Source organism: Cyanothece sp. BG0011 (assembly GCF_003013815.1).
Classification (GTDB): domain Bacteria; phylum Cyanobacteriota; class Cyanobacteriia; order Cyanobacteriales; family Microcystaceae; genus Crocosphaera.
Window position 1 is genome coordinate 40386 of sequence record NZ_PRLH01000095.1, and the last position, 21200, is coordinate 61585.

The following is a 21200-nucleotide window of genomic DNA, read 5'->3' on the forward strand; positions in this document are numbered from 1 at the left end:
CAATATTATACAAAAGGTTTTATGGCTTCAACGACGGTACTGGCAGTTTGCAGATGAGAATCGGGATCATTAAGAGATTTGGCCATGTTGTAGAGTTTTCCTTCAATCTCGGTAATCGAACGACCACTCTGAAGAATCTGCTCTAGAAGATCATCGAGGGTATAACTTCTCAAGGTTGACCAATCTTGTCCACTACGATCCCAAGGATGAAAGAGTAGGGAGAATAGCAATATTTTAGCGCGTAATGGATTGGTATATTGCATAATTTCTAAGCGAATCTCAAAAATATCATACTTAGGTTTAGCAGGAGAGGGCGCTGGAGTGGCTTGTACCTGTTTTAACTCAGTTACCATCTGTTCTGAGGTGATATCAATCACAGAGGTTTCAAAGGCTGAAGCCGGAGAGGGTTGCATATTTTGATAGTTGTCACTACTATTAATGGAAATAATTTGGGTACTGTAGCTATTAGAACTGTCAGAAGAGAGCATATCTTCTTGTTGTAAATTATCGTATAAGCCACCCATTTGATTGAGAATCACTTTAGCAATGGCAAGATATAAATTCTTTTTATTAATATTGTTAACTAATTGGATAAAGGCTTGTTTAAGGGCATTATAATCTGGATAAATTTCTAGGGTTTCCATGATTAAGTTGTTTAACCCATAATTTTTAATTCGGTTTAAATCATTTTCCCAACTGTTTTTAGTAATAGCATAAATTAATTTATGAATTCTAGCGGTTTCAGGATGATTGGATAAATTTCTCACTGCTTGTTCTATGAGAACACTACTATCAGAAACCTGAGTTTCTTTCGGATTAGTTGGCACTTCGATGACTTCGGTTTCTCGATGGAGTTCCCGATAAATCGGTCCTAGTTGTTCAACGATCGCTTTAGCCACACCAGCATACACTTTAGGACGGTTTAGAGTTTTGACTAATCTATATAAGGAAAGGGTCAGTTGTTCAAGGGTTTCTTGTTGCGTAATCAGTTCTTTAACTAAACTTTCCATCGACAAGCGATTGAGAACATTGAGATCGTTTTGCCAGGTTTTTTGACAAATACAAAAGATTAATTTTTTGACTCTGATAGATTCGGGATGGTGTTCAAGATAGTGAACCGCTTGGTAAAATAAATCAGATGATAATTGCATAATTACCCCTTAAATAGAAAAAAATACTGATGTTAAGTTGTCAGTGGATAGGTTAAAGTTTATCTTTATCTCAAACAAAAATAATTGACACTTCATTGTCTATAATACTGTCTATCCTTAAGTTAGAAAACAAACCATAGGCAATAGTTACACTCTATCGCTTAACTCAGAATCAGTAGAACCCAACGTTGCTTGTTTGGGCTACCAGAAAGGGGGGATCGAGGCGTAAAGTATACTATTTTAAAATTTTTTAGAAGAAATAACAACTTAAAACCTTATTTAAGCCTTAATTTCTTATTGATACTTCTTCATTTATCATTTATCTACTATTTTCTTTTTCCTATGCCCCGATTTCTCCCCCTACCCAGTGCGCCGCGATCGACTGAGGTTATCATTCGGTTATGTTTGGGTTATGCTATAGTAACCAAGACTTGAAAAATATTTCATATGAATAGATTTTGAAAATTTACCAACCATGATGAATGAATCAAAAAGTTGCGCCGATAAACTCAAAATATTAGCAGATACCACTCGGTTATCTGTTCTGAGAATTCTGATGGAAGGGTCTAAGCACGTGGGCGAAATTAATGATGTTTTAGGATTAGAACAGAGTTTACTGTCCCATCATTTAAAAATTTTACGCCAAGCAGGGTTGGTTACAACAACCAGAGATGGTAAATCCGTTCTTTATCATTTTGTGCCAACAATTCGACAAAAGGGAGTAACTAACGTCATTGATTTAGGCTGCTGTCTTCTCTCCTTTGAATAAGAATCAGAAAAATAATAGAATGAAAAAAATCAAAAAAATTCCCTTACTTGGACTGATTTTAACTCTGAGTTTAGGGATACAAAATTGTAGCCAATCTTCCCCAAAAACTAGCCAAACCAGCAATGAATTACAGGGAAAATTAATCTTAACTGGTTCGAGTACCGTCGCCCCTTTAGCCGCAGAAATAGGAAAACGATTTGAATCAGAGCATCCTGATGTACGAGTGGACGTACAAACAGGGGGATCATCCCGTGGCATTGCCGATGCACGCACAGGGGTCGCAAATATTGGCATGGTATCCCGTCGCCTCAAAGAACAAGAAAAAGACCTACAATCATTTGCGATCGCTCGTGATGGCATTGGTATTATTGTTAATCAAGATAATTCCGTCAACAGCTTATCCAATCAACAGATTATCGACATTTACACAGGAAAACTGAATAATTGGCAACCCATTAATGGCAAAGATGCACCGATTACAGTGGTTAATAAAGCAGAAGGACGATCTACCTTAGAACTATTTCTAGAATACTTTCAACTTGATAATAAAGACATTAACCCATCGGTGGTCATCGGCGATAATCAACAGGGGATTAAAACAGTAGCCGGCAACCCAAACGCCATGGGTTATGTCTCCATTGGGACGGCTGAATATAGTATCAATAATGGGGTTCCCATCAAATTATTACCCCTTAATGGGGTGGCAGCCACCACAGAGAATATACAAAATGAAACCTTTCCTTTATCTCGTCCTTTAAACCTAGTCACCACAACCCAACCGAAAAGATTAGATCAAGCATTTATCGAGTTTGCCCAATCATCTCAAGTTCATGATATTGTTCAACAACAAGATTTTGTCCCCGTCTCAAAATGATATCGTTTTTCTGTGGATTTTAAGATTATTAGCCTTAATCACAGGGATGATTGTCATTTTAATTACTAGCTTCTTATTGCTCGAAGCATTACCCCTGCTACAACAAGTCGGATGGTTAAGGTTTGTCAGAGATCAAGCTTGGCACCCCGTTCAAGGACTCTATAATTTAATGCCGATGTTGTGGGGAACCCTGTTAGTCACCTTGGGTTCTGTGCTGTTGGCCACCCCTTTAGGCATCGGTTCAGCCCTATTTTGTCAATATTATGCCCCTCCATTCATAGGGAAAGGATATCGAGCCTTAATCGAGTTATTAGCCGGTATTCCCTCGGTGGTTTATGGGTTTTGGGGTTTAGTGGTGCTGGTGCCACTGATTGGCAAATGGCAACCCCCCGGCACTAGCTTATTAGCAGGAATTATTATTTTGACATTAATGATTTTGCCTACCATCGCCTTGACAGCAGAAGCCAGTTTTGCTGAAGTGCCGACAGAATATGTGCAAGGGGCGGCGGCTTTGGGACTTTCTCACTGGGCAACCATCCGAGGGGTTATTATACCGGCTGCCCAATCGGGTTTAGTGACAGGTTTAATTTTAGCAACAGGACGAGCAATAGGAGAAACCATGGCCGTGTTGATGGTGTGTGGCAATGTGGTACAAACCCCTAAGAGCTTATTTGACCCTGTTCGCACTTTGACGGCCAATATTGCCTTAGAGATGGCTTATGCCCTGGGAAATCATCGCTCAGCCTTGTTTGTTACTGGTTTATTACTGATGATGCTGATTACTTTATTAATAGGGATTGCTGAAGGGATGAGTTGGAGCAAAGATTATGGGTAAACTCACATCTTGCACCAGCATAAATAAACTCAATAGAAAAACAAAAACAATGAATTCTAAGACAGTTAGAGTCAAAATAAACCTTTACACCCTACACCCTACACCCTTTCACTACTAGCCAATTTAAAACAAGATGCAAGATATGAGTAAACCTGCCAATCTTCAAATCAATTTACCCAGTCTTGTGGTTTGGGCGATCGCTTTGTTGATAACTGGGGCATTTGGTTGGATTTTAGGGGATATTCTTTGGCATGGAATCGGACAACTCTCTTGGGAATTTTTAACAACCGAACCTCGAAATGCAGGACGGGAGGGAGGGATTGCCCCGATTCTGGTGTCTACGGCCTTAATCTTAGGGGTTTGCCTAGTCGTAGCCCTTCCCCTGGGGGTTGGTACGGCCATGTTCTTAGCTGAATTTACCCAGACTGAAAATCGCTTTGGCCGTTTAGTGGGTCGCAGTTTAGATATTTTAGCCGGAGTCCCCTCGATCGTGTTTGGTTTGTTTGGTAATGCTTTTTTTGCCATTCAACTGGGATTAGGGTTTTCCATTTTGTCTGGGGGTTTGACCTTAGCTTGTATGGTATTACCCATTCTCATTCGCTCCACAGAAGCAGGATTTCGGGCGGTTCCCACTGACTATCGATTAGGGGCGGCAGCTTTGGGATTATCTCGAACCACGACTCTATGGAAATTATTATTACCGGCAGCGACACCAGGGTTAATGGTGGGTTTAGTGTTGGGCATTGGTCGAGCGATCGCAGAGACAGCGGCCTTGATTTTTACCAGTGGTTATGTAGATAGGATGCCAGGGTCATTATTGGATTCGGGGCGATCGCTTTCGATTCATATTTTTGATTTATCTATGAATGTGCCAGGGGGAGATGGGAATGCCTATGCTTCTGCGTTGGTGTTATTGATTTTATTGTTGCTGATCAATGGTACAGCTACCTGGATCGCACAATTTTGGTTAGCCAGGAGGTTTATATGAGAGAAAATCGGCCATCTTTACCTTCAATGCAAACAGAGCAACTGAGCTTATCTTACGGTAACAAAGTCGCTTTTACGGACATCACCTTGCCCATTGAAGCCGGAAAAATTACTGCTTTGGTAGGGCCGTCTGGCTGTGGAAAGAGTAGTTTTTTGAGTTGTTTAAATCGTCTCACTGATTTGATCCCCAATACTAAAGTGTCGGGGAGCATTCGCTTAGATTCCCTAGAAATTTTAGATAATACCCTAGATTTAATCGCCCTACGACGGCGAGTCGGGACGATTTTTCAAAAACCCAATCCGTTTCCCTTTTCCATTTGGAAAAATTTAGCCTTTCCGTTACAAGAACACGGCATCAAAAACCGTGAGCAACTCGATAGCATCATTGAAACCACCCTGAAAGAGGTGGGACTGTGGAACGAAGTCAAAGATCGACTTAAAACCTCTGCCTTATCCTTATCTGGGGGACAAAAGCAACGGTTGTGTATGGCTCGTGCTTTGGTGTTGCAACCGGAAGTCTTACTATTAGATGAACCTTGTAGCGCACTCGATCCCATTGCCAGTGGGGTGGTAGAGGATTTAATTGCCAGTTTGCGAGGGCATTATACGGTGGTGATTGTCACCCATAACCTAGCACAAGCCAGACGAATGGGTGACTATGCTGCTCTGTTTTGGGTACAAGAAGCAGTCGGTCAACTCATTGAGTATGGAACCATCGAACAAATTTTCTTAGATCCTCGACACCCTTTAACCACTGCCTATGTGAATGGGGTTCGAGGGTAGTCAAGAAACTAAATGTCTGTCAATGACATCTTTACTACTATAGCTAAAGTCTAAGTTATATTCCTATGGGTAACTATCATTCTGATCAACCGATTCAACCTGAGTTTGAGCCACACTTAGGGGATATCGACCCCCGCACCACAGAAACCCTTAACCCTGACATTGTTATCGACTCAAACCAAAATGAAACCGAAGAATCATCAGAAATTGCAGAAATTTCTATTGTCGAAGAAGCTGATCTTCCTTTGACCCATGACTGGTTTAACTTGGCTCGTAAATTACGGGGACAAAATCGAGAACTCCTCGATACCATTGTCACCCTAGAACAAGCTTTGGCTGAGTCACGACAACAACTGCAAGACTATCAAGAGCGATCGCGTCATCATAACGCTTTGCTATCCCAGCAAACCGCCCAACTTCAAAGCACCCAAGCCGAAAATAGTCATCTCCTCGAACAACTACAAACCTCTCAAACTTGTCTACAACAACAGCAACTGAACCTAGACGCACTACAACAACAATTACAAGCCTCTCAAGAAGCCTTCGCTCAGTTAGAACGAGAATGTGCCTTACTCAAAGAGGAAACCCTACAAAATAAACATCAGTTAGTTCTCAAAGAAAGACACATTAACGAGTTACAGCAACGCCTACAACGACAACAACGCTACAGTTTACAGTACAAAGCCGCCTTAGATGAATGTTTGAGTAGTCATGGAAAAAAACGACCATCAGCCCAAGTTAACTCTACGGTTGAGCGTCCAACGGCTCCTAATGTGGTTTCTATTCAACCTTGGTCTGATTCTCCAGACAAGAAAATAGTGCCTAGTCTTACCCCTTCTTCTGTGGCATCAGAAGCCTCAAAACCGACCTCTGATGCCATTGATGACACTTTAGAAGAGTTATTTTCCCTCACCCCTGAACCCAAACCAGAGCCGACTCCGACGGATGAGCAAACCATAACCGAGGAACCCACTCCCATGGATAGCCAAGAAAATAGTAGCCTTGAGGATCAGACGGCTACTTCTTCAAAGGGTTTATTAATGAGTAGTTCGGTGCCTTTTAGTTTCAGTATTGACCGTCATCGTAAAGAAGATGCTGCTAGGGAAAAGGTGGATTTACCTTCTTTTCTTCGTCGTCAATCTTAAAGCGGTTAATTGCCTAAGACTTGAGCGGCCGCAGCCATTCCTGCCCCAGATTTCGCCCCTTGATCCCCTAACCTTTCTAAGGTGGCTTCTAAGGCAGCGATCGCCGTTAAAACGTCTCGCTCGCTGACAAATCCTAAATGACCAATGCGGAAGATTTTCCCTTTGAGGTGATCTTGTCCCCCGGCTAAAGCAATATCAAATTGTTTTCTCATGGTGGACCGAATGGCCTCGGCTTCAACGGTAGAGGGCATCACCGCCGTTACTGCATGGCTGGCTGCGTCATCGGGGGCAAATAAACCTAATCCTAACCCTCTGGCTGCTGCACGGGTGGCCTGGGTTAACCGTTGATGACGGGTAAACATAGCCTCTAACCCTTCAGCTTTCATCATTTCTAAGGCCACTTTTAACCCGAACATCAGATTAATGGGAGGGGTAAAGGGTGAACTGTTTTTATCTGTGGCTTTTTTGTAAGTGCCTAAATCTAAATAAAACTTAGGTAAGGTTGCTGTTTCGTAGGCTTTCCACGCTTTGGGGCTAACGGCTACAAATCCTAACCCTGGCGGAATCATATAGCCTTTTTGGGAGCCAGAGGCCACCATATCCAGTCCCCATTCATCTACTGGTACACTGACGGCCCCTAAACTGGTTACGGCATCCACCATGATTAAGGCTTCCCCGTGGGCTTTGACATGGGTGTTAATGGTTTGTAGGTCGTTGAGAACCCCGGTCGAGGTTTCAGAATGGGTGATAATGACGGCTTTGATGGTTTTTTCGGTATCCGCTTCTAATTTTGCTTTAAAGGCTTCGGGATCAAGGGCTTTACCCCATTCTGCGGTGATTTCTTCCACTTCTAATCCGAAGGCGCGAGCAATTTTTCCCCAACGTTCCCCGAATTTTCCGTTGTTACCCACTAAAACGCGATCGCCGGCACTCAAGAAATTAATAATTCCTGCTTCCATGGCCCCGGTGCCACTAGCGGTTAACATCAGTACATCGTTTTGGGTTTGATGCAGCCATTTGAGGTTTTCGGTAATTTCCCCGATAATTTGGCTAAAGTCCCCACTACGATGGCCGATCGGGTGTTTGGCCATGGCTAATAGGACACTTTCAGGGACAGGGGTTGGCCCTGGAATCATGAGCATATGTTTATCTTGCATTACTGTTTGTCTCCTGCTTGTTTTTCTAAATCAATTATCCCCTGTAGAATCGACATGAGGATAGTGGCTTCACAGGGAGTCCAACCTATCAGTTTACCCTGTCCCTTTCCAGACTAAAAAAATCCTTGTCTGTTATGGCTTTTTTTAAGCTTTAATTCAGATTTTATCTATAGTAATGTTATATTGAGTCTTGGCCTTTTAATGTCTTTTCGTACGGCTCAAAGAAAAAATTCGGAACGCGTAATGGAAATCAAATTTAATTCAGGACAAGTCAGTTTAATAACCATCACTCCCAATGCTGAAAAATTAATCGCTTATTGTGCTAGAGTTAGCAGTAAAAATCAAGAGAATCCTAAGATAGAAAAATTACTAAGATATTGTCTTAAACATGGTCATTGGTCAATTTTTGAACAAGCATCTATGACGGTGGAAATACAATGTCCTCTTGCGATTGCTATTCAAATTTTAAGACACCGATCGTTCTGTTTCCAACAATTTAGTAAGAGATATCAAGAAGTAGAAAAAGATAATTTTGCTTATTTACCAGAAATCAGATTACAAGATTATAAAAATAGACAAAACAGTATTATTCCTGACAATGATGAGTTACAGAACAAATACAACGAAAAAATTAGCAAGTTATATGATGACATTTTTAACCTTTATAAAGAAATGATTGAGGATGGTGTAGCCAAAGAATGCGCCCGTTTTGTGTTACCTGAATCAGTGATGACTAAACTGTATATGACGGGTAATATTCGCAGTTTTATTCATTATCTTCAAGTTCGGACTTCCAATGATGCACAAAAAGAACATAGAGAGGTTGCTAATGCTGTGGGTGAAATCTTAAAAAAAGAATGTCCGATTATTTGGAATGCTGCTTTTGAGGGAGTTTAAGAAACTGTTCCTAAAGAAACCATAACAATAAACTTTGTAGGGTGGGCAAGGTTTTCAAGGATGAAGTTAGTTTAGAAAAGTTTTTGACTTGCCCATCCTACCATCTACCGTCTTAAAATTCTATTTATCAACAGTCTCTAAACAATCATGAAATTAAAAATAAAACGATTAAACGAGAATGCGATTCTACCCAACTATGCTCATTCTGATGATTCAGGAATGGACTTATTTTCGATTGAAGAAATAGCCATAAAACCAGGAACCCAAGAACTGATTAAAACGGGAATAGCTATAGAATTACCCGAAAATACAGAGGCACAAATTAGGCCCAGAAGTGGATTAGCTTTAAAACATGGTATTACGGTATTAAATACACCTGGAACCATCGATCAAGGCTATCGCGGAGAAATTGGTGTTATTTTAATTAATCATAGTAACCTCACCTTTTTTATTGAAACAGGGATGAAAATTGCTCAATTAATTATTATGCCGGTTATTCGATGCGAAATTGAAGAAGTCCAAGAATTATCAATAACTCAAAGAAATGAAGGGGGTTTTGGTTCAACAGGTGTTTGATTTTTTAGGCAGTAGGAAACGAGGAATTAATAATTAACTATTGCCCATTCCCCGTTCCCTGTTCCCTCTTTAAATATCTTCGGGATTAACCGGAAAATAGAACTCAATTCCTTGATCAATTAAATGTTGATTATTAGCTAAAATTTCTTTCTTGAAGTTCCAAGCTAATACATAATAAATGTCAGGAAGTTCTGTTAATTCTTTTTCGATAATAATAGGAATGTGCATTCCAGGTGAATAAAGTCCGCGTCTGAGTTCATTTTTTTCGACTAAATAATCAAGGTATTGTGTCCCTACACCGAAGTAATTTAACATAGTATTACCTTTCACCGGTGCGCCAAAACCCCACACAGTTTTACCTTCTTTTTTAGCCTTATCTAAGTAGGCTAAGTTATCAGCTTTCATCTGTTCAATACGTTTCGCAAAGTCTAGATAAGTGGAGAATTCATTGCTTTTTTCGTCTACTTCTGCTTGACGCATTTGTTGTAAGCGATCGCTTGGTTTTTTCTGTCCTTGATGAGTGACAAACCCAATAATAGATCCACCGTGAATGGGAGATAAATAAGCATCAAACATGGCTAAACCATGACGATTTAATAAGACTTCAATGGTGTTTAAGTTGTAATATAAAAGATGTTCGTGATAGATTTGATCAAAGGCTAAATTATCAACAATGCGCTTCATATAAAGGAATTGAACCACAAAAACACCATTATCAGTTAAAGCTTCTCTTATTCCTTCAGTCACAGAATGTAACTCTTCTAAATGGAAAAAGACACCGGCTGCATTGATAGCATGAAATTTGCGATCGAGGCGTTTAACCACCTCTAAATTAAAGAAATCATTAACCGTGGGAACCCCTGCTGCTTCGGCTATTTTTGCAGTGGTTTTTGAAGATTCTACCCCTAAGACATCATACCCCAAGGCTTGAAAATGTTTCAGTTGTGTTCCATCATTTGAACCAATATCTAAAACAGACTTATTAGGGGTATCTTTAAAGAAACGATCATCCACTTCATGGGCAACATTTTTAAAGTGTTCACTGAGGGATTTTGTCACCCCAGACAGATAGGTATGATCCCCAAACATGATCTCTTTTTTAACGGTATAATCTAACTGTACCGTTCCACAATCATGACAGTATAAAACCCGTAAAGGATAAAAGGGTTCTTTTCCTACTTCTTCAGGTTTTAAGAAATTATTACACCAGGGTTGATGTCCTAAATCAATCGCTAATTCTAAGTTAGTCGAATCACAAACACGACAAATAGTATTCAAGGTTAAAGTTTCCTCCCGGTTAATTAGTTATGTCTTCAATTATTAAAACATTTCGTTGGCATTTTCTCCAATTCCTCATTCTGTATAGTTTATATATTTTCTAAAGATTGATAATAATCTGTGAAAATTTTTTCAAATACTTGAGGATCTTGGCGACTGAAATAGGGGACTTTAATCAATTTTGTTTGTGTTTCATTGGTTACATAACTATCATAAGTTTCTTGAGGTACTTTCTCCATAAGCACCGTTTTATCCCCTAAAGATAACTGAATTTTTGAATCTCTATCATAATAGTTAACTTGATAACCTTCTAAGCGAAGATATAAACTACTAAAAGTCCAAATCCATTGTTCAGTGGCTATATTATCGTCTTTATCTAAGTAAATAGCGGTGACATTTTTATCTGGTTTTTCTAGTGCTTTGGCCATCTGACGAGCAAATTTTATAGGAGGATGTAAGCTATCAATTTGAGCTTGACGAACTTTATTATATCCTGTTAAATAAGCCCCGGATACTCTCGGACCATCGTGGGTTGCTGTATAGGTAGGTTCAGGAGTAATCGCAATAAATGGAATATGGTTAAGGATGTGAATGGAAACAATTTGTAGACAAACACTCAAAGCAATAAACGTCAAGGATATTCCTTGAAATTGTTTTTTAGTTAATTTATCTTTAATTTCTAAAGCCATCCTAGCCAAAATAAAGGGGAGAAAGATTATCCCAGGAATCAAGTATTTCGGACTGGTTAATGTCGGTAATGGATATAAAATAATCAGACTAGATACTATTAATATAAGGGGTTTCCATTGTTTAGATTTAATACTTTGAATAACAAAATAAATCAAAGCAATGATTAATAAAAACCAAATTAGCAAATTAGTAATTGTCCATAGGTTAGCCCAGGATTCAGCCATTGTCCAGTTGGCCGCTCCTTCTTCGTGGCTTTTAGCTATGTTAATTAACTGCTGGGGGTTAAAAATATCAGTTAACCAAAAGATGCCTAGAAGAACAAAACTTGAACCAGCATAGATACCATAGTTTTTAAACCTTTGTTTTAGGGATTTATCAAACAGCATTAAGCCCCAAATCAAGGGAAAAGCCAAAACAAAATCAAAGCGAAAAAATATCGCTGTCGTTAAGGTAATTCCTAAGATAAAATAGCGAATATTGTTCCAAAGTTGTATGGATTTTAGAGGACTTTTTTGCCAAAATAAAAATAGTGAGGCAATAGCCATAGGAACCATGGCATAGACGGTAGAATTATAATAGAGTCCAGAAAAAAATAGTTCAGGAAAAACAATTAAAAACGAAAAACAAAGAATTATATTCAGACGTTTTTGAGCAAATAAATAAACCGCCGTTAAGAGAATAAAGATATTCGTAGCCCCTAAAATTTGAGGTATAATAAATAAAAGTTTCGGTTGATCAAGCCAATTCATCAACCCAAGATTCACTTCATAGGTTAAAGGTTGCCAATAGTATCGATAAACTAAATCTTTTCCTTTATAGGCAAAGTTAACTATCCCTTCTAATTGTTCAACGTCGTCTCCTTCCCAACCGACGCGATCGCCAAAAAATAAAAATAAGGCGAGAAGTAAAACATAAAAAATAATCGACGACAATAAAACAGATTTTTTCGTTTTTAAATTAACATCCATAATTCAACTCAATTGCTTAATCCAAGCTCAGAAAATAGACGATTCTCCTAATTTTTATTTCACTAACCGATATTGAGTTTCCACAAAACTAGCAATTTTCTGTCCTTCACGAATAGCATAATTAGTGCCTCGATCTTCGGGATAAATTTGAGCCATAGTGGAAATATAAAACCCTGGTAAAGGGGTTTCATGACTCGGAATTAAACGACTATAATGACGAACCACAATGGGTTGAGAATAACGGGCGCGCCAGAAATGATAATCAATAATCCAATCACGACTAAACTCAGGAAACATTCTTTTTAAGTGAGGAATGGCATAATTTAAAGCTTCTTGATCACTCATTTGATAGAGTGTTTCGCTTTCGGGTAAATATTTAGATAAATAAACAATATGTTGTCCCCCGTAGGTTTCTTTGGGTTCAAAATTTGTGTGTTCAATCACCCCCACAAAGGGAAAATTAGGATCATTAACATTGAGCCAATAAGTCTCAGATAAACTACGATTGAGTTGCAGCACTAAACAAACATTCGCCAAATAGTCCACAGAGCGAAGTTTTTGAATATAATCAGAACTCAAATGATCGTCGAGGAGATCAGCGATAATGGGTAAAGCGGGAGTAGCGATCACCCCATCGGCCTCGATGATACCTTGATTCGTTTTGACCCCTGTGAGGCGATCGCTTTCTACTATCACCCCTTCTACGGTGATGTTGGTTTTAATTTGACCCCCACGAAAGGCGATCGCTTCTGCCAACTTTTGGGCCAAGGCAGCGAACCCCCCGCGATAATAAGCCAACATTTCCGCGCCGTCTTTGTTACGACTACCGCCGCGTAGTTTAACTTTATTCCAAAACCAAACCGCCGAAACCTGATCAGCAAAGGGGCCAAACTTACCCCTGAGCAACGGTTCCCACACAACCCGATACACCTGGGAACCACACACCTTTAACAACCATTCTTTAGCTGTCAAGGACTCTAGTTTGCGCCAATTTTTGATCCGACGGGCCCACAATGCAAACAACCCTAAACGAAGACGATTAAACCAATTTAAGGGCTTAAAAGTTAATAAATCTAGGGGAGAACTTAACTTAAAGAAATTGTTAGCGTAGTAGATGCCGGTGCGAGTGGGGCGATAAATCACTTGATCTTGGGCTTCTAATTCCTCCACTAAGGCCATGACATATTTATCATTGGTAAACCAGTGATGATAGAACTTTTCTAAGGGTTGGCCATTGACTTCAAAACTACCCGCTAAACCCCCCACTTCCTTATCTCTTTCTAAGACAGTGACTCTGTATCCTTTGCGGGTGAGTTCGTAAGCGGCCGTTAACCCGGTAAAACCACCGCCAATGATCACAATATGGGGGGGGTTTCCCTGAGTCGGGGAGAATTTTGAGGTTGAGGGCAAAGAAGGATTAAATGTCATAATTAAAAAGAGATATTTAACGGATATCTATAAGGGCAAATCTTTGGTTTAAAGGACTAAACCAAGTGTTTATCATTATTAATCGATTGTTGGGTCTCGAAAGAATAGTTTTTAAACCCTAGTCGTTCTCGAACTAAGTATAGAGGACGTTCTTTGTTTTCGCGGTAAATGCGGCCAATATACTCACCAATGACTCCTAAAAAGACTAATTGAATGCCACCAATAAACAGGGTTGAGATAAACAAAAGGGTCCAACCCGGAACCCAAATGGAGGTAAACAATCGTAACACTAGGGCGTAAAGAATACCAATGATAGACAGGACAAAAGTAAACAGACCCACCCAAATGGCCATTCTCAGGGGAATCAGAGAAAAGGATAAAATTCCATCCGCCGCAAAGCGTACCATTTTCCACAAGGGATATTTACTCACCCCGGCCAGTCGTTGTGAGCGTTGGTAAGGAACTCCGATTTGTCGAAACCCCACCCAACTCACCATCCCTCTGAGGAAGCGATCGCGTTCTGGCATGGTTTTTAAGGCTTCTACTACCCGACGATCCATTAAGCGGAAGTCTCCGGTATCGAGGGGAATGGCAACATCGGAAAGACCGTTAATAATGCGATAAAAGGCTTTAGCACTCCAGAGTTTAAACCAGGTTTCTCCTTGGCGATCGGTTCGCACGCCGTAGGCCACATCATAACCTTGATACCAATAATCGATCATGTCTTTGATGACTTCGGGGGGATCTTGGAGATCGGCATCGATTAACACGACGACATCCCCCGAAACATGGTCAAGTCCGGCGGTTACCGCCATTTGATGGCCAAAGTTACGGGACAGCAAAATCACTTTAACCCGTTCTTCTTTTTGTTGTAGAGTGCGTAGGTGTTGGGCGGTTTGATCTTGACTCCCATCATCGATATAAATAATTTCCCATTGGGGGGTTATCTCATCTAAAACCCCCACTAGGCGTTGATGGGTCGCTTGAATCACTTCTTGTTCGTTATAACAGGGGACAACAACTGAGATCAACAACGGTTTCACTCCTCCTCCTCATCAGTTTAGTTCCTTTATTTTGCCTTTTGGGGAGTACAAAATAAGGTATGTTCTTTCATTTCGACATCATAACCTAAGGCTTCTAGGAACGGTTGAACCCCTAATAAGGATGATTTTCCGGTTTTCACGTCTTCATGAATATCAATACAGAGATAGGGATGATAACGATCTAAGGTGGTTTTTGCCCCTTGTAACCCGTAGAGTTCAAAGCCTTCGATATCAATTTTCATGGCTTTGGGTTCAATATTCATGGTGGCCACATAATCATCAATGGTCATCACTTCGACTAAATAACTGTCGTGTTGACGATGACGGTTGCTCTCTGGGGTACTGAGGGTTGACACATCAGAAGCCCAAAAAAAGTCTTTTTCTGAGGTATATTCTAAAAATTCTGCTTTTCCCGGTTCATCGCTCACGGCAGCCGGCACAATGGTTATGTTTTCGATGTGGTTGAGGTCTACCATTTGTTTGAGAAAGGTTTGGGTTTTTCGGGCGGGTTCAAAGGCATGGACTTGACCTTTTTTGCCCACTGCTTTGGCTAGGGGTAAGCTAATCACCCCAAACGCGGCCCCAATATCGAGAACCACATCCCCATACTCAATGTTGGAGCATAACCAGTCAGCGCAATGGGTTTCGATCATAAAGCTGAGATGATCTTCTTCTCCTGGCATCAAACAATGTTTGTAGACTTTCAGGGGGTCAATGGGGGCTAAAGCATCGATCCGATTAATGCGACATTGAACCACTGAGCCTGATTGAATAAAATCTAGCATTGCTTGGGTAAATTCCCGTTTTTGGGCGTGAAGCACCCGATCAATGGCTTCTAATGTGTCTACAATACCGATAACTCGACGTAATTTTGTAATGAGATAATCTTTAATGTCCATAAAAGTGTTTTATAAATAAATCGTTTATGATTCGGCTTAATGATTTAGATAGACTCACTGAACTATTTTTAATGTTCTTTGACCAAGAGTTGATAAATTAGTTCCACATTATAACGTAGGTTGGTCGACAATAAATCTAACTGGTAACCTCTAAAATGGTGAAAAAGAAGTAGTCGGACATAAATATAATCAACTGTTTTAAGATTTTTAAGGCAACAGGCAAGTTAAAGCCCTGTTTCTCATTGTTTATACAGTATCCCCTCTCCGGCGCTCCCTCTGATCCGGCGCTCCGGCGCTCCCTCTGCTCATCTTAGGGGTACAGAAGAGGGTGTGTTCTTTGACCTCTAGATGATATCCTAAGGATTCTAAAAAAGGATAAATAAGGTCGATCTAAAAGTTTATTATTAAGGATTAAGCTTTTATCTCGCTTCCTTATGACTCCTCAACCTATCTATAAAGTTCCTGTTATATCTTAATTATCTAGAAAAGTTCTCGAAAGCTTGACAAAATATACTTTATATGGTAAAGATGGTCATTAGTCTTTATGGGGCTGTTCCCTTTATTTATGCAGTTTAAATCTCTAAATATTAAGCAGTTTTCGCCACAACTATTCTTTTTATTTTTGATAGTTATATATTATAGCATCGGCTTATATTTGATACTCAATACATCAATTACTTCTGATGAATCGGCTTATGTTGGGGCGGCTTATTCTTATACTCAAGGATTAGGATTAAATCGAGAACATCCTCTTTTTTTTAAGTTAATTAATTCTTTGATTATTAATCTATTTTACCCTGATTATAATCTAACCATTCCCCCTATTAATTTTATTCGTGGGGAGGAGAGTATTGAGGCCCGTTTGGCGGCTTTTAATTTAGGTTATAATCTCTTGATGCAAAACCTAAATAATTTTCATAAACTATTATTTAGTTTACGCTTACCCTATTTAATTTTTAATGGGTTTATTTTTTTCTGGCTTTATTTATATACTTTTATTTTTAAGAAAATTCCTGACCAAGTTTCTTTAGTATTTACAATTTTATTCGTTTTTTCTCCTAGCTTATATAGTCATAATTTTTTAATCGCTTTTGATGTTAGCGTTGCTGTGTATGCTGTATTATCCATTCTCACTTTAATGGTTATTTATGAAACAGTTATCAAGGGTGATTCTCAATTTTTTCTGATTCATTTCCTTGTCTTTAGTTTTTGTTTATTGGTAGCCATTAATTCTAAATTTAGTAACTTAATCCTCCTTCCTATTACCATAGGAACTTATATATTTATTGGACTTTATTTATTTAAAAACCAAAAATCTAAGAGACTAATAAACTTTTTAAGCTTGAGTCTTTTGAGTTTGATCATACAAGCTACAATAATAATTTTAATGTATGGTTGGGCATTTAGATATTTAGCTGAATCCTCACTGATGGATAAAATATTAATTTATATTGATGGAATTAACATGACTTTGAGTACATCAACATTAATCAGAGAGCCTTTTTGGAATGGACAGTTTGTATCAATGACCTCCTTAGGATACTTAAGTAAAATTTTTTGGTTTAAAGAAAATCCTGGTCTATTGATAATGGGATTATTTTTAGGGTTAATTTTAGTTTATAAAATCAGTTCTCAGAAGATAGTCATCAAAGATTATATTAATAAACAAACCTTACCCTTAATCATTTTAGGGAGTGCTTACCCTCTCATTTATTTTTTATTAATTCAAGATAGTCGTAATATTATTGGTTATCGATATTTCTATCCAGTTATCCTATTTGTTTACTTATTAATGGCTAGTTCAACCCTCCTTTTGAAACATAAATGGCAACAATACGTCTTAATCACAATATTGACTATTTATATGTATTTTGGAGTGGTGGGTATTCCCCAATCTTTAAGTTATGTTAATCCTCTCTGGCAACAAGAAAAGTGGAAATTAGCTGATGATTCTACTATTAATTGGGGACAGGAAACAAAACACGGAGTCAACTATCTACTAAAGAATAACTTATTACCAAAAGATAATCATAGTGTCATTACCCATCATCTATTTGGTGTTAACATTGGTTTCGTACAATATTTGGATTTATTAAGTCAACAAAACAATTATCCTATCAATATTCAATCCTATTATGCTCAGCCTCAATTTGACCCTAAAACCGACAAAATATCAGAAATTTCTGCAAACTATCTCTTTATTGACAGTACCACAAAGCAAACCATTTACGCTCAAAAAGAGGATAATCCTATTGCTGCTGAAAACTGGAATTTGTTAAGGCAAAAACAACCCATTTATGCTCGAAACGATATCATTTTTATTTATCGAATCAATTAACATTAAACTATGGATTTCAAAGACTTAAAAAAATCCTTTCAACAATGGCTCTACAACCATCGCCTAGTCATAGCTATTCTTAGCTTATACACTGTGGTTGCCATTTCTTTGATGTCTCCTCTTGCTTCATCAAATATCATTTTTTCTGTCAATGATATTCCTTCCCATGTTGGTTATATCGCTCAAGCAAGAACAGCTATTTTAGAAGGACAATTCCCTTTAAGAGTGGCTCCCTTAGAAGACAATGGATGGCGGTATCCTGGGTTTCAATTTTATAGTCAACTCCCTTATTATATCGGAGGTTGGTTTTATAAATTAGTCACCCCGACCAATCCCTATGAAGCTTATAAATTAGTGATTTTACTCGCATTAATCTTAGGGTCGTTTTATATTTATCGTTTAAGTTTTAAATTAACCCAATCTCGGATTGCTAGTATTTTGGCAGGAATTACTTATATGTCTGCCCCTTATTTTTTAAATAATATTCATGCCAGAGGAGCATTTACAGAAGCCATTGCTCAAGGCATTTTACCCATTGCTCTTTATTATGTTATTCAATCTTATGTAACAGGGAAAAAACGTTATCTCATCCTCAGTGCCATTAGTTGGTTTTGTTTAGCCGTTACTCATATTATTACCTTTGTTTATGGCAGCTTATTTATTGCCCTTTTAGCCTTAATTGTCATTATCCAAACCAGAAAAACAGAGTTTAGCTTTTCCCGTTTAATTCCGCCCCTTCAAGGGTATGGTTTAGCTTGGTTATTGGCTGCTTATTTTCTAGGGCCAGTGGCCTTGATGTCTTCTCATTTGGCTGTTGGTAAACAAGTTGAAATATCCAACCCTTTTGGCACTCGTAGTTATACTCCCCTAGCTAACTTACTATCCCCCACCTCTTTACCAGCCCAACCCTCAGAAAACGGTCTAGCTGCTACCTATGGCTTTCATCCGGCCGTGGGATGGATTTTACTGGCAGCCTGGGGCATTGTTATGTATTATTACTATTTTTCCCCCTCTTTGCCCTCCGCATTACAAAAAACTCGACCCTATATGATTGGTTTGTTATGGGTGTTTGGTGTGTCTTTATTTTTAACCTGGAGTCCTATTAATATTTGGAATCTTTTACCGCGTCCCTTATGGGTGACTCAGTTTACCTTCCGTTTACTCACCCATGTTATGTGGGCCGGCGCTTTATTAACCGCCTACGCAACGGTGTTAATTTTTCGCAGAAGATTAGACCGTCGTCATCTCATTCTGGGGATTTTAATTATTGTCTTTGCCAGTCGCCCTTGGCTGCCTGCCCCACGAGGAACCCTAACCGTTCATCAACTGATTGAAGAACCCTTATTTCGCTATTCTGGGGCATTAGATTATTTATATCGCGCTCCCATTAATACCCTTTATGGAAAAGCAGAATTACCCCTATTAAACCCTGAGTGGACCCCTGGATACGACAGTTGGAATGTTTTTATCGGTCGTCCTTTACTCCTAGACGAAGCGTTACGTTATCCTATCTGGGAGGAAGGAGAAAATCCCGTACTGTTCATTGACGCAGAGGTTCCCTTAGAAAATATTGCCGATACCGCCACTTTAGACGTTTATCTTGATGGTCAAGGGATTGGTTCTTTTCCCCTCGTTGCCCGTGAGTTAACAGGAGAGGTTCCCTTTCCACCCCTTCGTGACTCTAACAATGATTTTGGCTTAAAATTTGTGGTCAACGGAGGGACTCGTGACGGTCGACCTTTAGCTATTCGAGTTAACACACTGTCTTTTGAGGGAATGTTACCCAAACATACTTTGATTCCTGTCACCGAAACAGAAGATAACTGTCAACAACAAGGGGTGAGTACGGTTTGTGAAATCACTGTCACCCAAGAAGCGAATATTGTCCAGTTACCTGTACTGTATTATCCCCAGATGTTGAAAGTTTGGGTTAATAATGAGCGATTTAAAAAGATTTTTCCTGTCCACTATCGAGATTATAATTTAACTGGGTTAGACTTAGAACCTGGCAATTACACCATTAAGACGACCTTTCATGGCTTAGCCTGGGCGAACTGGATTAGTGGTTTAGCTTGGTTAGGATTAATTAGTATGATGATTTTGCCCAACTTTAACCGTTTTAAAAATCATTAAATTCTGACTCGGTGACTCCTGACTTCTTCAAGAAATATGATCATGCTCACCCCTCCTAAAACCTCTTCTGTCCTTGGTTTACCCGTTCACTTATCGGATAATTATACCCGTTGGTTGCTACAATGCCTTGAGAAAGGTCAAGGGGTTCATGTAGTCACTATTAACGCAGAAATGGCTATGTTAGCCGAAAAAGACCCTCTGGTGGCTCAAATCATTAACGAAGCGGATTTAGTGATTCCCGATGGGGCCGGTGTGGTTATCTATTTAAAAATGAGAGGACAACAACAGCAACGTTGTCCAGGAATTGAATTAGCCCAGTCTTTAATTGAAGCGTTAGGAACCAATGGCAAAAGTGATGTCATTGCTTTTTATGGGGGTCAACCAGGGATAACTGAAGCGGCCGCTACCCAATGGCGGACTAAACTACCTCAGGCTCATATTATTACTGCTCATGGTTATTTGTCCCCAGAGGAACAGGAAACCTGGAAACGTACCCTACAAGCCCAACAACCTAGTTTAATTTTGGTAGGGTTAGGGGTTCCTCGCCAAGAAGTCTGGATTCGTGAAAATAGAAAATTATGTCCCCAAGCCATTTGGGTTGGGGTTGGAGGTAGTTTTGATATTTGGTCAGGAACTAAAACCCGCGCCCCTGGGTGGTTACGGAATAATAATTTAGAATGGCTATATCGACTTTATCAAGAGCCTTGGCGTTGGCGACGGATGTTAGTGTTACCGCAATTTTTTATCAAATCCCTTTTATCTCGCCATTAATGGCTTAAACTCAGCATTTCAGTCTCTAATAAGGGTTTTTGGCCAATGGTGGGATCTAATTGAACGGATTCGAGTAACGCTGCAAGTTTTTGAGCGAGTTGAGTATTTTGAGGCTGCGATCGCTTCATTTTCGCTAAGGTATCTAATCGTTCGTGCCACAAATCATAGGATTGATAGAGGTTGATCCTCTCTTCTAGGGATGCTGTTTCAAGTTCTCGCACTAGGTTCGATTCGAGGGTAACGGGTTGTAGTAATCCTTCGACCACCACATCGTCAGCGCGATCGCTTTGATTACAAATGACCGACAAATACCAATGATAGTTATTGTTCGCGTTAGGGGAAGACACCAGGGCAACATTGGGCAATTTTAAGCTCATAATGCCGGCTTGTCCTTTTCCTGAGAAGGTTTGTTTTTCGACTAATTCATCTTGAGGACCGCGCAAGACAAATTCAATTTCTATACTAGCGGTAATCGCAG

At 39.4% G+C, this 21200-nt stretch carries 19 protein-coding genes; 11 read left to right on the forward strand and 8 right to left on the reverse strand.

Going from position 1 to position 21200, the window contains the following annotated elements:
* Positions 1–5 precede the first annotated feature (5 nt).
* Positions 6–1151, reverse strand: coding sequence for a hypothetical protein (locus C4E06_RS12155; RefSeq protein ID WP_107668307.1), 1146 nt, complete (start codon positions 1149–1151; stop codon positions 6–8).
* A gap of 475 nt (positions 1152–1626) precedes the next feature.
* Between C4E06_RS12155 and C4E06_RS12160 the strand changes: the two genes are divergently transcribed.
* The 6 genes from C4E06_RS12160 to C4E06_RS12185 all read left to right on the forward strand — a co-directional run bounded on the left by C4E06_RS12160 (position 1627) and on the right by C4E06_RS12185 (position 6544).
* Positions 1627–1920 (forward strand): helix-turn-helix transcriptional regulator, encoded by a 294-nt coding sequence (locus C4E06_RS12160; RefSeq protein ID WP_107668308.1) that lies wholly within the window; start codon positions 1627–1629, stop codon positions 1918–1920.
* Between the two features lie 19 nt (positions 1921–1939).
* A complete protein-coding gene (locus tag C4E06_RS12165) occupies positions 1940–2794 on the forward strand; it encodes a phosphate ABC transporter substrate-binding protein (RefSeq protein ID WP_107668309.1) in 855 nt (284 codons plus the stop codon).
* On the forward strand, positions 2751–3629 hold the full coding sequence (gene pstC / locus C4E06_RS12170; RefSeq protein ID WP_107668310.1) for a phosphate ABC transporter permease subunit PstC: 879 nt from the start codon (positions 2751–2753) through the stop codon (positions 3627–3629). Before C4E06_RS12165 ends, pstC begins: the two co-directional genes overlap by 44 nt.
* A gap of 142 nt (positions 3630–3771) precedes the next feature.
* On the forward strand, positions 3772–4617 hold the full coding sequence (gene pstA / locus C4E06_RS12175) for a phosphate ABC transporter permease PstA (RefSeq protein ID WP_107668326.1): 846 nt from the start codon (positions 3772–3774) through the stop codon (positions 4615–4617).
* Complete coding sequence (locus C4E06_RS12180; protein WP_198648580.1) at positions 4614–5399, forward strand: phosphate ABC transporter ATP-binding protein; 786 nt, start codon at positions 4614–4616, stop codon at positions 5397–5399. Before pstA ends, C4E06_RS12180 begins: the two co-directional genes overlap by 4 nt.
* 65 nt (positions 5400–5464) lie before the next feature.
* On the forward strand, positions 5465–6544 hold the full coding sequence (locus C4E06_RS12185; protein WP_107668311.1) for a hypothetical protein: 1080 nt from the start codon (positions 5465–5467) through the stop codon (positions 6542–6544).
* 5 nt (positions 6545–6549) lie between these two features.
* Here C4E06_RS12185 and C4E06_RS12190 read toward each other — a convergent pair whose 3' ends face one another.
* On the reverse strand, positions 6550–7701 hold the full coding sequence (locus tag C4E06_RS12190) for an alanine--glyoxylate aminotransferase family protein (RefSeq protein ID WP_107668312.1): 1152 nt from the start codon (positions 7699–7701) through the stop codon (positions 6550–6552).
* A 243-nt stretch (positions 7702–7944) separates the two neighbouring features.
* Between C4E06_RS12190 and thyX the strand changes: the two genes are divergently transcribed.
* Together thyX and dut are read left to right on the forward strand one after the other, a co-directional pair.
* The gene (gene thyX / locus C4E06_RS12195) at positions 7945–8598 is read left to right on the forward strand and encodes an FAD-dependent thymidylate synthase (RefSeq protein WP_107668313.1); all 654 of its coding nucleotides are present in this window, start codon (positions 7945–7947) and stop codon (positions 8596–8598) included.
* Positions 8599–8745: 147 nt separating this feature from the next.
* A complete protein-coding gene (dut, locus tag C4E06_RS12200) occupies positions 8746–9174 on the forward strand; it encodes a dUTP diphosphatase (RefSeq protein WP_107668314.1) in 429 nt (142 codons plus the stop codon).
* A 69-nt stretch (positions 9175–9243) separates the two neighbouring features.
* Here dut and C4E06_RS12205 read toward each other — a convergent pair whose 3' ends face one another.
* The 5 genes from C4E06_RS12205 to C4E06_RS12225 all read right to left on the reverse strand — a co-directional run bounded on the left by C4E06_RS12205 (position 9244) and on the right by C4E06_RS12225 (position 15480).
* Entirely contained in the window at positions 9244–10452 is a 1209-nt protein-coding gene (locus C4E06_RS12205) for a class I SAM-dependent methyltransferase (protein ID WP_107668315.1), read from the reverse strand.
* An 89-nt stretch (positions 10453–10541) separates the two neighbouring features.
* The gene (locus C4E06_RS12210) at positions 10542–12110 is read right to left on the reverse strand and encodes a hypothetical protein (protein ID WP_107668316.1); all 1569 of its coding nucleotides are present in this window, start codon (positions 12108–12110) and stop codon (positions 10542–10544) included.
* A gap of 54 nt (positions 12111–12164) precedes the next feature.
* On the reverse strand, positions 12165–13538 hold the full coding sequence (locus tag C4E06_RS12215) for an NAD(P)/FAD-dependent oxidoreductase (protein ID WP_107668317.1): 1374 nt from the start codon (positions 13536–13538) through the stop codon (positions 12165–12167).
* Between the two features lie 56 nt (positions 13539–13594).
* The gene (locus tag C4E06_RS12220) at positions 13595–14572 is read right to left on the reverse strand and encodes a glycosyltransferase family 2 protein (RefSeq protein WP_107668318.1); all 978 of its coding nucleotides are present in this window, start codon (positions 14570–14572) and stop codon (positions 13595–13597) included.
* Between the two features lie 35 nt (positions 14573–14607).
* Complete coding sequence (locus C4E06_RS12225; protein ID WP_107668319.1) at positions 14608–15480, reverse strand: FkbM family methyltransferase; 873 nt, start codon at positions 15478–15480, stop codon at positions 14608–14610.
* A gap of 622 nt (positions 15481–16102) precedes the next feature.
* On the opposite strand from C4E06_RS12225, the gene C4E06_RS12230 reads away from it, so the two are divergent.
* From C4E06_RS12230 to C4E06_RS12240, 3 genes are read left to right on the forward strand one after another with little or no spacing between them, the layout of a single operon-like run.
* Positions 16103–17818: a hypothetical protein gene (locus C4E06_RS12230; RefSeq protein ID WP_198648584.1), complete on the forward strand. Its 1716-nt coding sequence runs from the start codon at positions 16103–16105 to the stop codon at positions 17816–17818.
* Between the two features lie 9 nt (positions 17819–17827).
* Positions 17828–19951: a 6-pyruvoyl-tetrahydropterin synthase-related protein gene (locus tag C4E06_RS12235; protein WP_107668320.1), complete on the forward strand. Its 2124-nt coding sequence runs from the start codon at positions 17828–17830 to the stop codon at positions 19949–19951.
* A gap of 42 nt (positions 19952–19993) precedes the next feature.
* The gene (locus C4E06_RS12240) at positions 19994–20722 is read left to right on the forward strand and encodes a WecB/TagA/CpsF family glycosyltransferase (RefSeq protein ID WP_107668321.1); all 729 of its coding nucleotides are present in this window, start codon (positions 19994–19996) and stop codon (positions 20720–20722) included.
* On the opposite strand, the gene C4E06_RS12245 is transcribed toward C4E06_RS12240, so the two are convergent.
* Positions 20719–21195 carry a DUF928 domain-containing protein gene (locus tag C4E06_RS12245; RefSeq protein WP_198648590.1) on the reverse strand — a complete coding sequence of 159 codons (477 nt, stop codon included), beginning with the start codon at positions 21193–21195 and terminating at the stop codon, positions 20719–20721. The two genes, C4E06_RS12240 and C4E06_RS12245, sit on opposite strands and share 4 nt — an antisense overlap.
* Between the last annotated feature and the right edge of the window lie 5 nt (positions 21196–21200).

Excerpts from the sequence above, each read along its gene's own strand:
- C4E06_RS12155 (WP_107668307.1), bottom strand. The coding sequence starts at position 1,151 with ATGCAATTATCATCTGATTTATTTTACCAAGCGGTTCACTATCTTGAA.
- C4E06_RS12160 (WP_107668308.1), top strand. The coding sequence starts at position 1,627 with ATGATGAATGAATCAAAAAGTTGCGCCGATAAACTCAAAATATTAGCA.
- C4E06_RS12165 (WP_107668309.1), top strand. The coding sequence starts at position 1,940 with ATGAAAAAAATCAAAAAAATTCCCTTACTTGGACTGATTTTAACTCTG.
- pstC (WP_107668310.1), top strand. The coding sequence starts at position 2,751 with ATGATATTGTTCAACAACAAGATTTTGTCCCCGTCTCAAAATGATATC.
- pstA (WP_107668326.1), top strand. The coding sequence starts at position 3,772 with ATGAGTAAACCTGCCAATCTTCAAATCAATTTACCCAGTCTTGTGGTT.
- C4E06_RS12180 (WP_198648580.1), top strand. The coding sequence starts at position 4,614 with ATGAGAGAAAATCGGCCATCTTTACCTTCAATGCAAACAGAGCAACTG.
- C4E06_RS12185 (WP_107668311.1), top strand. The coding sequence starts at position 5,465 with ATGGGTAACTATCATTCTGATCAACCGATTCAACCTGAGTTTGAGCCA.
- C4E06_RS12190 (WP_107668312.1), bottom strand. The coding sequence starts at position 7,701 with ATGCAAGATAAACATATGCTCATGATTCCAGGGCCAACCCCTGTCCCT.
- thyX (WP_107668313.1), top strand. The coding sequence starts at position 7,945 with ATGGAAATCAAATTTAATTCAGGACAAGTCAGTTTAATAACCATCACT.
- dut (WP_107668314.1), top strand. The coding sequence starts at position 8,746 with ATGAAATTAAAAATAAAACGATTAAACGAGAATGCGATTCTACCCAAC.
- C4E06_RS12210 (WP_107668316.1), bottom strand. The coding sequence starts at position 12,110 with ATGGATGTTAATTTAAAAACGAAAAAATCTGTTTTATTGTCGTCGATT.
- C4E06_RS12215 (WP_107668317.1), bottom strand. The coding sequence starts at position 13,538 with ATGACATTTAATCCTTCTTTGCCCTCAACCTCAAAATTCTCCCCGACT.
- C4E06_RS12225 (WP_107668319.1), bottom strand. The coding sequence starts at position 15,480 with ATGGACATTAAAGATTATCTCATTACAAAATTACGTCGAGTTATCGGT.
- C4E06_RS12235 (WP_107668320.1), top strand. The coding sequence starts at position 17,828 with ATGGATTTCAAAGACTTAAAAAAATCCTTTCAACAATGGCTCTACAAC.
- C4E06_RS12240 (WP_107668321.1), top strand. The coding sequence starts at position 19,994 with ATGCTCACCCCTCCTAAAACCTCTTCTGTCCTTGGTTTACCCGTTCAC.